At 55.1% G+C, this 14,661-nt stretch carries 17 protein-coding genes; 7 read left to right on the top strand and 10 right to left on the bottom strand.

All coding sequences use genetic code 11. The annotated features are described in order from the left end of the window. The first annotated feature begins 66 nt into the window (after positions 1-66). Both GKR98_14950 and GKR98_14945 read left to right on the top strand, forming a co-directional pair. A complete protein-coding gene (locus GKR98_14950) occupies positions 67-336 on the top strand; it encodes a hypothetical protein (protein QMU59368.1) in 270 nt (89 codons plus the stop codon). A 70-nt stretch (positions 337-406) separates the two neighbouring features. Beyond that, entirely contained in the window at positions 407-997 is a 591-nt protein-coding gene (locus tag GKR98_14945; GenBank protein QMU59367.1) for a cupin domain-containing protein, read from the top strand. Positions 998-1,000: 3 nt separating this feature from the next. On the opposite strand, the gene GKR98_14940 is transcribed toward GKR98_14945, so the two are convergent. After that, positions 1,001-2,035, bottom strand: coding sequence for a fatty acid desaturase (locus tag GKR98_14940; GenBank protein QMU59366.1), 1,035 nt, complete (start codon positions 2,033-2,035; stop codon positions 1,001-1,003). 145 nt (positions 2,036-2,180) lie between these two features. Then, positions 2,181-3,011: a sterol desaturase family protein gene (locus GKR98_14935; protein QMU59365.1), complete on the bottom strand. Its 831-nt coding sequence runs from the start codon at positions 3,009-3,011 to the stop codon at positions 2,181-2,183. 100 nt (positions 3,012-3,111) lie between these two features. Here GKR98_14935 and GKR98_14930 point away from each other — a divergent pair, with 100 nt between their 5' ends. Together GKR98_14930 and GKR98_14925 are read left to right on the top strand one after the other, a co-directional pair. Then, the gene (locus GKR98_14930) at positions 3,112-4,506 is read left to right on the top strand and encodes a Si-specific NAD(P)(+) transhydrogenase (GenBank protein ID QMU59364.1); all 1,395 of its coding nucleotides are present in this window, start codon (positions 3,112-3,114) and stop codon (positions 4,504-4,506) included. Positions 4,507-4,830: 324 nt separating this feature from the next. Continuing rightward, positions 4,831-5,727: a helix-turn-helix domain-containing protein gene (locus GKR98_14925; protein QMU59363.1), complete on the top strand. Its 897-nt coding sequence runs from the start codon at positions 4,831-4,833 to the stop codon at positions 5,725-5,727. A gap of 204 nt (positions 5,728-5,931) precedes the next feature. On the opposite strand, the gene GKR98_14920 is transcribed toward GKR98_14925, so the two are convergent. From GKR98_14920 to pip, 3 genes are all read right to left on the bottom strand, one after another. After that, positions 5,932-6,909 (bottom strand): zinc-binding dehydrogenase, encoded by a 978-nt coding sequence (locus GKR98_14920; protein ID QMU60122.1) that lies wholly within the window; start codon positions 6,907-6,909, stop codon positions 5,932-5,934. 177 nt (positions 6,910-7,086) lie between these two features. Next, on the bottom strand, positions 7,087-7,737 hold the full coding sequence (locus tag GKR98_14915) for a hypothetical protein (GenBank protein QMU59362.1): 651 nt from the start codon (positions 7,735-7,737) through the stop codon (positions 7,087-7,089). A 161-nt stretch (positions 7,738-7,898) separates the two neighbouring features. Continuing rightward, on the bottom strand, positions 7,899-8,873 hold the full coding sequence (pip, locus tag GKR98_14910) for a prolyl aminopeptidase (protein QMU59361.1): 975 nt from the start codon (positions 8,871-8,873) through the stop codon (positions 7,899-7,901). A 74-nt stretch (positions 8,874-8,947) separates the two neighbouring features. Between pip and ubiG the strand changes: the two genes are divergently transcribed. Next, positions 8,948-9,691: a bifunctional 2-polyprenyl-6-hydroxyphenol methylase/3-demethylubiquinol 3-O-methyltransferase UbiG gene (ubiG, locus tag GKR98_14905; protein QMU59360.1), complete on the top strand. Its 744-nt coding sequence runs from the start codon at positions 8,948-8,950 to the stop codon at positions 9,689-9,691. Here the strand turns inward: ubiG and GKR98_14900 are convergent. The 4 genes from GKR98_14900 to GKR98_14885 are packed head-to-tail and all read right to left on the bottom strand — an operon-like array spanning position 9,675 to position 11,985. Next, the gene (locus tag GKR98_14900; protein ID QMU59359.1) at positions 9,675-10,139 is read right to left on the bottom strand and encodes a MarR family transcriptional regulator; all 465 of its coding nucleotides are present in this window, start codon (positions 10,137-10,139) and stop codon (positions 9,675-9,677) included. The genes ubiG and GKR98_14900 overlap by 17 nt on opposite strands. Next, positions 10,139-10,966 (bottom strand): carbon-nitrogen hydrolase family protein, encoded by an 828-nt coding sequence (locus GKR98_14895; GenBank protein QMU59358.1) that lies wholly within the window; start codon positions 10,964-10,966, stop codon positions 10,139-10,141. The genes GKR98_14900 and GKR98_14895 overlap by 1 nt, the downstream gene beginning before the upstream one ends. 3 nt (positions 10,967-10,969) lie before the next feature. After that, positions 10,970-11,227: a glutaredoxin 3 gene (gene grxC, locus GKR98_14890; GenBank protein QMU59357.1), complete on the bottom strand. Its 258-nt coding sequence runs from the start codon at positions 11,225-11,227 to the stop codon at positions 10,970-10,972. A 32-nt stretch (positions 11,228-11,259) separates the two neighbouring features. Next, positions 11,260-11,985, bottom strand: a complete 726-nt coding sequence (locus GKR98_14885) for a ComF family protein (protein QMU59356.1) — start codon at positions 11,983-11,985, stop codon at positions 11,260-11,262. A gap of 21 nt (positions 11,986-12,006) precedes the next feature. On the opposite strand from GKR98_14885, the gene GKR98_14880 reads away from it, so the two are divergent. Further along, positions 12,007-12,849 carry an SAM-dependent methyltransferase gene (locus GKR98_14880; GenBank protein QMU59355.1) on the top strand — a complete coding sequence of 281 codons (843 nt, stop codon included), beginning with the start codon at positions 12,007-12,009 and terminating at the stop codon, positions 12,847-12,849. 55 nt (positions 12,850-12,904) lie between these two features. Then, positions 12,905-13,945 carry a ferrochelatase gene (locus tag GKR98_14875; GenBank protein QMU59354.1) on the top strand — a complete coding sequence of 347 codons (1,041 nt, stop codon included), beginning with the start codon at positions 12,905-12,907 and terminating at the stop codon, positions 13,943-13,945. A 73-nt stretch (positions 13,946-14,018) separates the two neighbouring features. Here GKR98_14875 and GKR98_14870 read toward each other — a convergent pair whose 3' ends face one another. After that, entirely contained in the window at positions 14,019-14,618 is a 600-nt protein-coding gene (locus GKR98_14870; GenBank protein ID QMU59353.1) for a L,D-transpeptidase family protein, read from the bottom strand. Positions 14,619-14,661: the final 43 nt, after the last annotated feature.

Here is a 14,661-nt window from a genome sequence, read left to right as displayed (position 1 = left end):
CGCAGAAACTTGCGACCAAGGGTTCACAGACTGAAACCCACACAAGCAAAAACGGATTAGAACCCAATGGCACATGTTATGATCACCCACAGCGTCGCAGACTTCGGAACCTGGCAGCAGGCATTCGTTGACGCCCTGCCAATGCGTCAGGAAGCGGGCGAAAAATCCGCCCAGATCTTCCGCGACGCAGGCGACCCCAACACAATCACCGGCCTGTTTGAATGGGACAGCGCCGACCGGGCGAAAGAATACGTAACCAGCGCCCGCCTGCGAACCGCCATGGAAGGTGCGGGCGTCACTAGCCAACCGCAGGTCACATTCCTCGACGGCGCATAATCGAACAAAGGTTGCGACCACCGAAGGTCGCAACCTTCCAACTTCGGACATTTGGGCGCATCATCCGCCTATGTCCCGCCGCCTTCTGAACGAACTCGCCCAACTCGCCCTCCGCCAAGGTGGCGACGTCGCTGAGTTTGCGCCGCTGCTAGGCGACCTCGATCAGAAACCGGCTCTGCCACAATCACTTCCCGTCTGCCGACTGATCCCCGAGGCTGCGCCACTTGCCAACGCAAGAACCGCTGCGACCACCAAGGCGCTGATTGACGCCGCGCCTGCGCTCAAATGGCAGCAAAGCTACACTGAAGTAGATGGCTTCTCGCAGCATTATCTCGACAACTACGGCTGGGTGAACATCGCCTCACGCGAAGGTCTGTTTGTCACCGACAGCATCCGCGTTTCCATCGGTTATTGGGGGGCTGGCCTGACCTATCCCAAACACACCCATGAACCCGAAGAGTTCTACCTCGTCCTCGCGGGACAAGCCGTATTCAATTCTGAAGGCGAAAAACTCAATCTCGCAGGCCCCGGTGACGTCATTCACCACCGCCCGAACCAGCCACATAGTATAGACATGACACCCGGCCCGTTACTGGCAGCGGCGTTCTGGCGCGGTGCGGGACTGCTGGATATCTCCAGCTTCCCCGGCACGAAAACCTAAGTCTCAGTTAATAAGCGGGCGGGCCTGCTTGAATGACAACAATTGGCGACCTTCTTCGTCCCAAAGGTGCAGCTTGGCACATTCCAGACTTTCACCAATTGTCATCCGGTTCGCATTTGCCAGATCGTCATGATCACGGATCACTTCGGTCAGACGGTAAAACGGAATGCGGCTATAAAGGTGATGCACATGGTGAATGCCGATATTGGCGCTGAACCACTGCAAAACCGGCGGCAGGATGTAGTGCGAACTGCCATGCAGGGCGGCGTCATGCACTTGCCAGTCGTCGTCCTGATCCCAATGAGTCTCTTCGAACTGGTGCTGCACATAAAACAGCCACATGCCCGCCGTCGCTGCCAACAACGTGGTCGGCACGAAGATCAAGAGCAAAGGTTCCCAGCCACCGAAATACCAGATAGTCGCAACCGCCGCGAACAAGGCCGCGTTCGTTCCCATCGCGCTGATCCAATAGCGGGATTGATCCCCTAATCCCAAAGGCAAACGCTGCTGAATGAAAAACAAATACCCCGGTGCCAGAACGAACAGCGTCACCGGATTGCGATAAACACGATACTGAAACCGCCGCCCCCGGGACAAAGCCTTATATTCAGCTACGGTCATCGTATGAATGTCGCCGATCCCGCGTCGGTCAAGATTGCCCGAACCGCTGTGATGGATCGAATGGGTGCGCCGCCAAACGTCGTATGGTGTCAAAGTCACAACACCCAAACACCGGCCAACCCAGTCATTTACCTTGCGGGTGCCAAAGAACGAGGCGTGACCGCAATCGTGCTGGATCGCAAAAAGTCGTAGCAGAAAGGCCGCGTTAAAAACTGCAAGCCCAAGCGTCAGCCAATAGCTGACCGACAAGGCAGCCCATGCCAGACCCCATATCAAAACGAACGGTATAACGGTAACAGCCAGTTCATAAATGCTGCGCCAATGATCCGACTCGCGATACCCCGCCAGCGTTACAACCCAATCGCGCGCTTCAGTAACGTGCCGCTCTTCCGGCGGAATACTTTGATAAACCGTCATTTGCCTGCTTATGCTCTGCCCAACTTCCCCGATAAGGCATCAGCCTCGCATAGCAAGCTAAAAACACCGTGAACGACAGATCTCGGGCCTCTGTTCCCCCCGATCCATAGGATTTGTCGAATTTGTCGCGGTTTAGGCTGTGTCTTCAACGCTTCTCGTCGCTATCCCTACCGCGCGCGGATCCCTGAAATGGCTGCCGCAGCATCCGGTCCAGCCACAGATCGCGCCGCGTGCGGAACCGCTCAAGTCCGATCACCATCCCCTCATGCCCGGCGTCTGGCTGGCCGCGATACGTTCCGAATATCCGATCCCACCACGGCACGTTGAAGCCAAAATTACTGTCCGTCTCGACGCGCACCACCGAATGATGCACCCGGTGCATGTCGGGCGTTACAATGACCAGCCGCAACCACGCATCGACCCGCGCAGGCAGCCGAACATTTGAATGGTTGAACATCGCACTGCCGTTCAGCACGACCTCAAAGATCAGCACCGCAATCGCAGGGGCGCCCAGTACCGCGATCGCCGCCAGTTTGATCACCATCGACAACAGAATTTCCAATGGATGAAATCGCAACCCTGTTGTCACATCAAACTCCAGATCCGCATGATGCATCCGGTGCAACCGCCACAACACTGGTACCGCGTGAAAGACCACGTGCTGCCAATAGATCACCAGATCCAGCACCAGCACCGCCACCAAAACCGCCAGCCACCCCGGCACCCTGACCCAGTTCAGAACGCCCCACCCGGCGTCTTCAACCATCAAAGCAAATCCAACCGCTGCCACCGGAAACACCAGCCGCACCAACAGCCCGTCCAGCGCCACCAGCGCCAGATTGTTCGACCACCGCAAAAGCCGCGGTATCTCGACCCGTCGCCGTGGCGCCGCCACTTCCCAAATCGCCATCACCGCCAGAATGCCAAGGAAAACTCCCAGCCTTAGCACCGGTTCATTGTCAATCAGGCTCTGCATTTCGAGGTTACTCAAAACCCTATGCCAAAAGCCTTGCGAACTGCAAAGTTTTACTCTCTGGTGCGCCTCGATTGCGAACAACCAGACGGACAGCACGCCCATGGAAAACTACGACCTGATCGTCATTGGCAGCGGCCCTGCTGGACGCCGCGCCGCCATTCAGGCCGCCAAATTCGGCGAAACGGTGCTGGTCATCGAAAAGGGCCGCCGCGTAGGCGGAGTCTCGGTCCACACCGGCACCATCCCATCCAAAACCTTACGCGAAACCGCGCTGAACCTATCCGGCTGGCGTGAACGTGGCTTCTACGGTCGATCTTACCGCGTCAAACAAGACCTCAGCGCCGATGACCTGCGTGCCCGCCTCGACATGACCCTCGGCCACGAGGTTGAAGTCCTCGAACACCAGTTCGCCCGAAATCAGGTCACGACTTTGCGGGGTGAGGCTAAATTCTCCGGCCCCAACCAGATCGAAGTCACCGGGGAAGAGGGCGAGATCTTCGCCTTCGAAGGCAAGCGCTTCCTTCTGGCGGTCGGCACGATCCCCTTCCGCCCCGACACCATCCCCTTCGATGGCGAGCGGGTCCTCGACAGCGACGAAATCCTTGAGCTCGAACGTCTGCCAAAAAGCCTCTGCGTCATTGGTGCGGGCGTCATCGGCATTGAATACGCCACGATCTTCAGCGCGCTTGATGTCCATGTAACCGTCGTCGAACCCCGCGATTCCATGCTCGATTTCATCGACAAAGAACTGATCAGCGATTTCACCCACCAACTGCGCGACCGCGGCATGGTCCTGAATTTTGGCCGCAAAGTCGACAAGGTCTCGATCCTGGACAAAGGCGGCTGTCAGGTCGACATGGAAGATGGTCGCAAAATCAGAACCGAGATTGTGCTATTTGCCGCCGGACGCATGGGCGCAACTGCCGCCCTAAATCTGGATGCCTGCGGATTGGAAGTTGACCACCGGGGCCGCCTTACCGTCGATCCAGACTCTTTCCAAACCAGTCAACCGCACATCTACGCCGCGGGCGACGTCATTGGCTTTCCCAGCCTCGCCTCAACATCCATGGAACAGGGCCGCATCGCCGTTTGCCACGCGCTGGGCCGCGAAGCGCACAAACCGCCGGAATTCTTCCCCTACGGTATCTATTCTGTCCCCGAAATGTCCACCGTCGGCATGACCGAAGAAGAGGTGCGCGAACGCGGCATTGGCTACGAATGTGGCATCGCCCGGTTCCGCGAAACCTCGCGCGGGCACATCATGGGCCTCAGTACCGGGATGCTAAAAATGATCTTCTCGCTGAAAACCCGCAAGCTTCTGGGTTGCCACATCGTTGGCGAAGGCGCGACCGAACTGATCCATATCGGCCAGGCCGTCCTGAACCTGCAAGGCACTCTGGACTACTTCGTCGAGAATACGTTCAACTATCCGACCTTGGCCGAGGCTTACAAAATTGCCGCGCTGGATGCCTGGAATCGTATGCCGAAAGACTAGCTATACCGCCGCCGCTCTGCTGACCAACCCGGCGCCCGCACCCGACGCGCGGGTCGCCAATTTTCACCGGCGGTTCGGCCGCAAGCCCCTGCAACATCCGCTCTTCGCAGAAAAATCAGTCCCACAGCGCCCATCATCGAAGCAAATATCCGGGTCATCTCGCCACCTTTGCGCAATTCCTTTGCGCCAACCCTGCTTGGCAGATGGGCCGCTGAGCCACCGACCTGATCCGCCAAATCCGTAAGTCACCCGTAAGTCCCTTGGCACCACCACACCTTCCGGCCATTCTGCTGACAACAACCCGTTCCGAAAATCCAAGGCTAGATGGTGCAACAAACCTCCCTCTTCGCACAAAAGCTTCGCGCTTGGCGCTCCGCCAACGGCACCCACGGACGCATGACTCAGGAAGAACTGGCCGAGAAACTGGGCGTCAGCCCAGATGCCATCGGCAAATACGAACGCTCGCTGTCGTTCATGCGCGGCGATATCGAACACCGCTTATCGGACCGTCTTGGCTGGACGAAGGCGCAGATCTTCGCCTGCCGCGAAGACTGGGCCGCCCGCGCCGATCACCCCGGCAAACCCGCCTATCGCATTCTTGACGACGCCCTTGTCAGCGTACACTTCAACGGCTCATGGCGCGAAGCCAGCCGCGCCTCGATCGAACTGGCTGAACAAACGATGGGCGCGCTGCCTGAAGACCTTGCCGCAAATCAAGACGTCTTCCAACCGATCTACGAAACCTACCGCGATCACTGGACAGCCGTAATGTCCGGCGGCGAAATGGTCGCGAAGTGGACAATGGTTTTTCTGCTCCCGGAAGACGAGGCTCTGTTCCGCACTGGCGATCTGGTCGAGTCGGAATTGTCGGTTGATCGTGTCCGCCAACCAATCCTGCCAGGCACCTACTACGGCTACAGCCCTGCCTTGATTGTCCGTCCGGGACACGAAAGTGCAGCCATGCTTCTTATCGCATCCTTCGTCCGGTTTCTTGAAAGCCTCGCGCGTCGGGATGTCATCCTGCACGGCATCGGCACAATCTCCTGCACCCCCGGCGGCGCGCAAATCTGCCGTGACCTTGGCATGACGCGCATCGGCGATCATGCACTTGGCCCAGACTTTGGCCTCTGGGATCTTCCGGGCCACGCGATAGCCAACTCTATCTTCGGACGGCGCAGCGCCCTGCTTCGACGAACATACAGTGCGGCATTTTCGATCTAGCCGATGCGCCATTAACTTGGTCTTAACGCTTTCCGAGCCCCTCACAACATCTGGTATACGGCCTTTCGTCGCATTCAAGGCGCACCGACGTGATACCGACGCAATACCGACGTGATACCGACAGGCAAAATCGCCCGGATCCCCTGTGTTTTAGGGTTTTCAGAGTTCACCCGTTGCCTGACCGTTTCCAACCACCGAACTTTGCTAAATCGTCAGCACGATCTTCCCGATATGCGCACCCTCTTCCATCCGCGCATGGGCCTTTGCAGCATCTTCCAGCGCGAAGGTGCTGTCCATCACCGGCGCGATCTGACCCGATGAAATCAAAGGCAAAACCTGTTCCTTCAACTCATCCGCAATCACCGCTTTGAACGCTTCAGAACGCGCCCTCAATGTCGATCCAGTGTGCGTTAACCGCTTGATCATCAACTTGCTGATATCCGCCTCAACCTTCGCGCCCTGCAAGAACGCAATCTGCACGATCCGCCCCTCAACCGCAGCCGCCTTATAGTTCCGGCTCACATATGGCCCGCCCACCATATCCAGCGTCACATCCACGCCCCGACCGCCCGTAACCTCTTTTACAACCTCAACAAAATCCGACTCGCGATAGTTAACCACCGTATCCGCCCCAAGCCGCATACAGGCCTCACATTTCGCCACAGACCCCGCCGTCGCAATCACCTTCGCCCCAAAAGCTTTCGCTAATTGGATGGCCGTCGTCCCAATCCCACTAGTCCCGCCATGCACCATAAACGTCTCGCCAGACTGCAATTTCGCCCGCTGAAAAACGTTGTGCCAAACCGTGAAAAACGTCTCAGGAAACGCCGCCGCAACCTCCGACGGCATCCCCTCCGGCACCTCGATCACGCTGCCAATCGGGGCCACCGCATATTCGGCATAGCCCCCGCCCGCAATCAACGCCATGACCTTCAAACCCAGTAAATCAAGGGCAACGCCATCGCCCAGCGCAACAATCTCACCCGCGACTTCCAGCCCAAGAATGTCAGTCACTCCCGGCGGCGGCGGATACACGCCCTTCCTCTGCAAACAGTCCGGCCGGTTCACCCCAGCAGCCACAACCCGGATCAATACCTCGCCTTCGCCCGGTCGCGGCACCTCGTGTTCGGCAACGGCCAAAACTTCAGGCCCACCGGGCACTTGCGCCGAAATGGCGCGCATTCGCTCAGGAGTTCCTTGTGACACCACCGCGTCCTCTTCTACCAATATGTCTCGAAACCCGAGCAGACTGAGGTCACAAGATTCCAGACAGAACAATGCGCCCAAACCGCACGTTCAGCAACGAGAGATGTCAAGTTTGGAAGAAAGCTAACTGCCAAATATATTAGGCTTTCAGAGTCAGCCGACGAAGTTCTGCGTCAGCCAGAACCGCCCGCAATATTGCGCCTTGGGATCGAATGCCACGGCGGAGGATGTCCGCGTAACGCGCGTATCAAGGATGTTTTTGCGGTGCCCGGGAGAGTTCATCCAAAGGTTCACAACATGCCGTGCAAGCGAGGCATAGGAATGCGCAGGCAAAGGTTGCCCCTTATGTGTTGTGAACTGGCAAGCGTTTGAGTTCACAATCTTAAACCTTTGATTATCAATCTGATAGCGGTGCACCATTCCGATGTTTTCAGATCCCATACGGAACTTGATGCCCGAACGTTTGACCCGCTGTTTCAACGTGGCGGCACCCGCAACCGTACTCCGGTGCGTCAATTGCTGGGTCTTCGCCATCCAAGTGCTGTGTCGTTTGGCTTCATACACTAATTCGTTTCCGGCACTTTTCAGGGCACCTAGCCCGGCGCGGCAGCGATGGAAATTAACCTCTGTCCGAATGGCCCTGTCCAGCATTCGCTGATCAATCGATTTCGCCGGAACAACAGTGTTCACGGCGTTGGCAGAAACGCTCCGAGAGCAGGCCGTGGCATCGCCGGTGGATGCTACAACCATCAATAGCCCGATTGCGGCAGCAGCAATCGCAGAATTCATACCCAGGTCCTTCATTTAGTCTCAAGGAACAAATGATCGAAGGATTGCGGCAGAACCGAGGCGCACTCCCGGCGCTCGTTTGAAGAATTCAAATTCGCTGAGAATCAAACCTCAACAGGTTGCGAATTTTGAGCGCGAGATCGCTAAATGTGCTTTGGATGCGCGGATCTCCGCCATCAGGTTGTTCGGCGAAGTCGATCCATTGTTCGGACCAGTTCTGCACTAATGCCGGGTTCAGAAAGTGCATGACCAGCTCTTGGCACGATTGTCAGTTTGGCGCCGGACCAAGCATTCGCTAAGCGATACGCGGCTGCTGGCGGACAAATCATATCATATCGCCCCTGAACAATAGTCCCCGGAACGTTGCTCAGGGCGTCCTCTTTGGATTCGATCCAGCCATCGCGTTCCAGAAAGCCACCATTTTTGAAATAGTGGTTCTCTAGCCGAGCAAAGGCCCGCGCATACTCTGCCGGACTTTCGCCGCCTAGCCCATCGTTGCTGATAGACGCAAGCGTGTTTTCCCAACTTGCGCAAGCACGCGCGAACCGAGTTTCGACCCTGTGATCCCCCGAAAACAGGCGTTTATTATAGGCCGCGATGAAATCACCATGCTCATTCTCGGGAACAAGCGAAGTAAACCGCGCCCAGACGTCCGGCCAAAAACTTCCGGCGCCCCCTCCGTAGAACCAATCTAACTCGGCCTTGGTCATTAAGAAAACACCCCGTAGGGCCAAGTGGGCAACTCTTCCAGGATGGCTGATTGCGTAAACCAAACCTAGAGTCGCCCCCCAACTACCGCCAAAAACTATCCAGCGATCAACACCCAGATCTTGCCGAATTTGCTCAATGTCCTCGACCAAGTGCCATGTAGTGTTCGCTTCAACGCTAGCGTGTGGGCGAGATCGCCCACAGCCGCGCTGGTCAAATAGTACGATCCGATAAAAGTTTGGGTCAAAATAACGTCGCATGGCAGGGCTACATCCGCCACCTGGCCCGCCGTGCAGAACAACCACCGGCATGCCATCCGGATTGCCGCACTGCTCAACATACAGCCGATGTCCGTCACTCACATCCATCATTCGCTGATCGAACGGGTCAATCGACGGATAGAGATACTGTGACGCAGTTTTTTTGTCGGCAGGACGGTCCATGTTTGATCTATATAGCGCGAATTCGTAACGATCTATGGCACGCTTCGCACATTGTCCGAAAGGCCCGCAAAATCATGGTTTCCGCCAGCACTATCGACCAAAGCGAAATCGACAAATTTCAAGCCATGGCTGCCGAATGGTGGGACCCGAACGGCAAGTTCAAGCCACTGCATATGTTAAATCCATGCCGGCTTGACTACATTACATCACAAGTCGCGGCCGAATTCTCGCGTGACCTAACTCAACCTCAGCCGTTCAAGGGATTGCGCATTCTCGATATCGGCTGTGGCGGTGGCTTATTATCCGAACCTATGGCGCGCCTTGGCGCCGATGTAGTTGGGGCCGATGCAGCCGAACGAAACATTCCAGTCGCCCAGGTCCACGCCAAAAACCAGGGACTGCAAATCGACTATCGCCACACCACCGCGGAAGCTTTGGTTGATCAAAATGAGCAGTTTGATGCAATCTTGAATATGGAAGTTGTCGAACATGTCGCTGATCCGCTTGCCTATCTGACTGCGTGTCACAACTTACTGAAGCCCGGCGGTTTGATGATCTGCTCCACAATCAATCGAAACCCCAAAAGTTTCGCCGCAGCTATTGTCGGTGCTGAAATGATCATGCGTTGGCTGCCGCGGGGCACTCACGAATGGTCCAAATTCATAACGCCCGACGAGCTTTTTGGTCTCTTGGAAAACGCAGGGTTCAATCCCGTCGACCGCAAGGGTTTCGTGTTCAACCCTCTAACTTGGGTATGGCGTCTAAGCGAAAAAGACTTAACCGTAAATTATACGACCACCTCTATTCGTCCGTCGTAGAGTCCTCTTCAAATCGCTGGCGAATATCACGCAGCAAAGGGAGAACGTTCCGCACATTCTCGGATCCGGCAGCATTAACTACACCGTCAAGAATTGGAGCTATTGCCGTCAACGCTTCATCACGAGCTCTTCGCCCATCTGCGCTTACAGCGACAAACTTTCTCCGAGCATCGTCCCAATCCGGTCGAATATGCACATAACCTGCCCACTCCAACCGGGAAATTGTATTAGTCATCGCCCCACGTGTGACATGAAACGCCCGCGCCAATTGGGCTGGGGTACGCTCTGTATTCGTGCGTGCGAGGTGATTCAAAACCGAAAAGTGACTAAGTTCCATACCTTTTGGCAAAGCCTTTGCTAGCCGAGCACGGGCCAATTGATCTGCCATGAACAATTCGCTGAACAGCGCAATTGCGAGAGGATCTCCGGTTTCTTTCGTGTCTGGCATTATAACGGTATGCAATCTCGATCATGTGTTAGCGACGATATCCGTCTGCGCGCATAATCGACTGCATTCAGGTCCAAATCAACCAAAGTCACTCCCGGAGCCTCTCCACCATCTGCCAAAACATGCCCCCAGGGGTCGACAACAAGCGAATGTCCATAAGTTCTGCGCCGTCGTCCCGTCATTGCAGAATGGGTGCCACATTGGGCCGGGGCCAATACAAAACAACCATTTTCAATTGCGCGTGCCCGCAGGAGTACTTCCCAATGCGCAGCCCCAGTTTCCGGCGTAAACGCCGACGGAACTGTAAGTATTTGCGCCCCTGCCTTGGCAACTTTGCGATAGAGATAAGGGAACCGGACATCGTAGCAAATTGTCATGCCCAGCGTTGCATCGTTCATCTGAACAACCGCGCATGAATTGCCAGGCTGATATCCGTCGCTTTCGCGATAGGTCTCGGTTTCGGAAATCTTAACATCGAACATATGGATTTTATCGTACCGCGCTGTAATTGCTCCATTTGGCGAAATCAAAAAAGATCGGTTCACAAACCGTGACTTGTTTTCTTGTTTTAGCGCCAACGATCCAATCAACACCCAGATGCCAAGACGCGTCGCCTCTTTGCGGAGCGCTGCCAAAGTCAAATCTTCGTCTTCCGTTTGCAGCATATCGTTCTGTCGCGATCGGCTTGCAGAGACGCAATTTGTTACTTCCGGGGTCAGAACCAGTTCTGCTCCGCCAGCAGCCGCTTGCTCGACGAATGACGTCGTCGCACCCAAATTATTCTTGGGGTCGTCGGACGCATTTAGTTGAACAAGCCCTACTCTCATCAATTAAGCAGCCAAAATCGGATCTAACTTTCCGGACCTTTCCAGAGAATACAGATGATTACAGTCACCAACATAATCGCCATCGACGAATATTTGCGGAACCGTGCGTCTACCGTTCGACCGCTGTACCATCTCATGGCGCTTAGAAGGGTCGCGCGCTACATCAATCTCGGCAAAAGATATTCCTTTGTCTTGAAGAAGCCTTTTGGCCGCATGGCAAAACCCACAAAGTGGTGTGGTGTAAATCTCAACATTTCTCATTGCAGGACTTCCTGAGTTAGATTGTCCATTACTTAGGTTGCTTTGGTCACACGCGCCAGAACCAGAACGGAAACTTGATCTGCACCCGCTGCATAACAGGCATTGGTAGCAGCCGACAAAGTAGCCCCCGATGTCATAACGTCATCCACCAAGCAGACTTTTTTTCCGCCCAAGCGGTCAAGACGCTTTGGGTTCGCCGTTATTGCATTGGCGATGTTTTGAAATCTTTCTTCTGGCCCTTTCCCATCTTGAACTGCGGTTATTCTGGTCCGGACCAGGGCATCGGGACAATGTGGCAGCGCCTCCAGCTTCGCCAGTGAACGGGTTACTTCGGTTGCTTGATTGAATCGCCTCTTCAAAAGACGTGACCAATGGGAGGGAACTGGAACTATTACCGGGCGTTCAGTAAGAAGATCTTTTCCCGCTCTCGCCATCCATCCTGCGATCGTCGGAACAAGGTCCAGCCGATCTCCATGCTTTAAAGCAAGAACAATCCGCCGTGCATTTCCGTCATAACGTGCCACCGCCCTACCCCGCCGCCAGGGAGGAGCCGTCTTAATACAGTCATCACAGTGATCCACGCCTCCATCGCCGACACCAACCAGAGGCGCGCCACACCGATCACACCCGTGACCTGTCAAAAAAGGTGTGTCCTTCCAACATCTGGCGCACAACGCCCCGCGACGCTCGACAAGATCTGTGCAAAGAATACACTGATCGGGATAGATCAATGTCAACGCACGTTGCATAAGCGACATCTTAACTAACCCTGTGTATCCATGCCTCTGACGCCAAAACTTACCGACCGAACCGCTCTTGCTTTGCATCGCCATCGCGCCTGGCACGCACCAGAGTTGTTTTTGTTCGAAGAAGCCGCAACTGATCTTAAGGAAAGGGTCAGCGAGGTTAAAAAAGTGTTTACTGCGCCCGCAATAGTTGGCGGGAACGCAACGCCCTTCATCATCCATTGGGCGAACGCGAAAATTGCATCAGATGATGATACGTTGGCACTCGAACCAGCAGCGCACGATCTAATCCTTCACACAATGTCACTTCATTGGGCCGATGATCCCATTGGCCAGATGGTTCAATCCCGTCTTGCTCTGAGGCCTGATGGCCTTTTCATAGCGGTGCAGTTCGGTGGTCAAACTCTACACGAACTAAGAACTTCACTTGCCGAGGCCGAAACCAAACTCACCGGCGGCCTATCTCCAAGAATACTGCCCATGGGTGACATGCGCGACCTTGGCGCATTACTTCAACGAGCTGGATTTGCCCTTCCTGTAGCAGATAACCGAACGTTGACTGTGCGCTACCAATCACTTTCCGATCTCTTTCGTGACATTCGCGGCATGGGTGAAACCAATGCGCTTGCCGCGAGACGCCGCGCGTTCTCTCCACGCAAGCTCTTTGCCCTAACCGAGCAAATCTATCGCGCCAACTTTGCCGATACCGAGGGCTATCTAACAGCCACATTCGAATTGGTTTACCTCACCGGCTGGTCCCCCGATTCTAGTCAGCAAAAGCCATTGCAACCCGGCACCGCATCAACACGCCTGGCAGACGCCCTGGGTGTCGACGAATCCCCGACCGGCGACATTGCGGACCCTAAACAGCGTTGACGTCGCCAACTTTCCGGTTATCTCCCATCAAACGCACATCTTTCAGGACGACCTATTGACCAACGCTCCACATATTCCGACGGATCACCCTGCTATCAAGCCCGAGAAAATCGGGGTGCTCCTTGCAAACCTGGGCACACCCGACGGCTACGATTATTGGTCTATGCGGCGTTATCTAAACGAGTTCTTGTCCGATCGCCGTGTCATCGACTACAACCCATGGCTCTGGCAACCGCTTCTTCAAGCCGTCATCCTGACAAAACGCCCTTTCACATCCGGGGCAGCTTATAAGTCAATCTGGAACGAAGATGCAGGCGAAAGCCCATTAATGACCATCACAAAGGCGCAGACCGCAGGTATTGCCGCAGCTATGAAAGATGGATTTGGTGATCAGGTGCTGGTGGATTTCTGCATGCGCTACGGCAACCCCTCAACGCCATCGCGGGTCAGAAGTATGATTGAACAAGGATGTCGCAAGATACTTTTTTTCCCTTTGTATCCACAATACGCGGGCGCCACGACCGCGACGGCGAATGACCAATTTTTCCGCTCACTCGAAAGCGAAAATTGGCAACCACCGGTGCGCACTGTTCCCGCCTATTTTGACCAACCATCCTACATTGAAGTCTTGGCGCAATCGGTTGAGCGCGCATACGCAGATCGCAATCGCAAACCAGACATTTTGGTGTGTTCTTACCACGGCGTACCACAACGTTACTTGTTGGAAGGTGACCCCTATCACTGCCAATGCCAAAAGACGACGCGCCTGTTGAAAGAGCGACTTGGGTGGGACGATTCGCAAATAGCTACAACATTCCAAAGCAAATTTGGCCCCGAGGAATGGCTGCAGCCCTACACCGTTGAGGAAGTTGCGCGATTGGCCAATTCCGGAAAGAAGAACATTGCGGTTATCGCGCCCGCTTTCTCGGCAGACTGCATCGAGACTCTTGAGGAGATTAACGAAGAAATTCGCGAGAGCTTTGAGCATGCAGGCGGTGACGTCTTCACTTACATTCCCTGCTTGAACGACGACGAAGCCCACATTGCGGCCCTATGCGAAGTCATCAGGGACAACCTTCAGGGTTGGATCACCTGATCCATCTTTCTGGTTAAAATATTCTTTCGGGATCCGGGGGATAAAATCCCCAGCGGATCACCCTACGACGAGACTAAATCAGCAACACCTGTGTGCCGACCTGAGCAAGATCGTAAAGCTCAGTAATATGCTCATTGTAGAGACCAATGCACCCATTGGAAGAACGCCGGCCGATCTTTCGTGTGTCGTGAGTTCCGTGAATTCGATAGTACTGCCAAGTCAGATGAAGTGCGCGAATTCCCAATGGATTATCCGGGCCAGGTGGCATGTAGTCAGGCCAGTCCGGATTCCGCTTCTTCATCGCCGGAGTTGGTCGCCAATCTGGCTCTGGATCTTTCAATACAACTTTAGTTCGGCCGCGCCTGGTCAAGTCTTCACTTAGTGGAACGCTGGTTGGGTACAACTTATAAACCGACCCTCCATCATTCCAAAAATGCAAAGCCCTTGATGGAAGGTCCACCAAGATCGCGCCATTCCGCAAGTTGTCAAAATATGGCTGCCAGTCCATGGCTCTAAAACTGGACGCATTTCTACGAACAGCCTGAGGCGCAACAGCCTCTCTGAATTCAACGGTGTCGCCGTTAGTTTGGGCAAGCGCAGGAGTTGCCAACGTCGCTGTACTAGCCGCCATAAATGCCCGCCGGCTGAAAAGTGGCTTGTGAACGCGTCCCATATTCTCGCTCCAGATTCATTTCTGCTCGGACGCTTTCTAAGCC

The sequence above is a fragment of the Boseongicola sp. genome (genome assembly GCA_014075275.1).
GTDB lineage: Bacteria > Pseudomonadota > Alphaproteobacteria > Rhodobacterales > Rhodobacteraceae.
The sequence above is the reverse complement of the archived record's forward strand: the minus strand, read 5'-3'. Positions and strand labels throughout refer to the sequence as shown.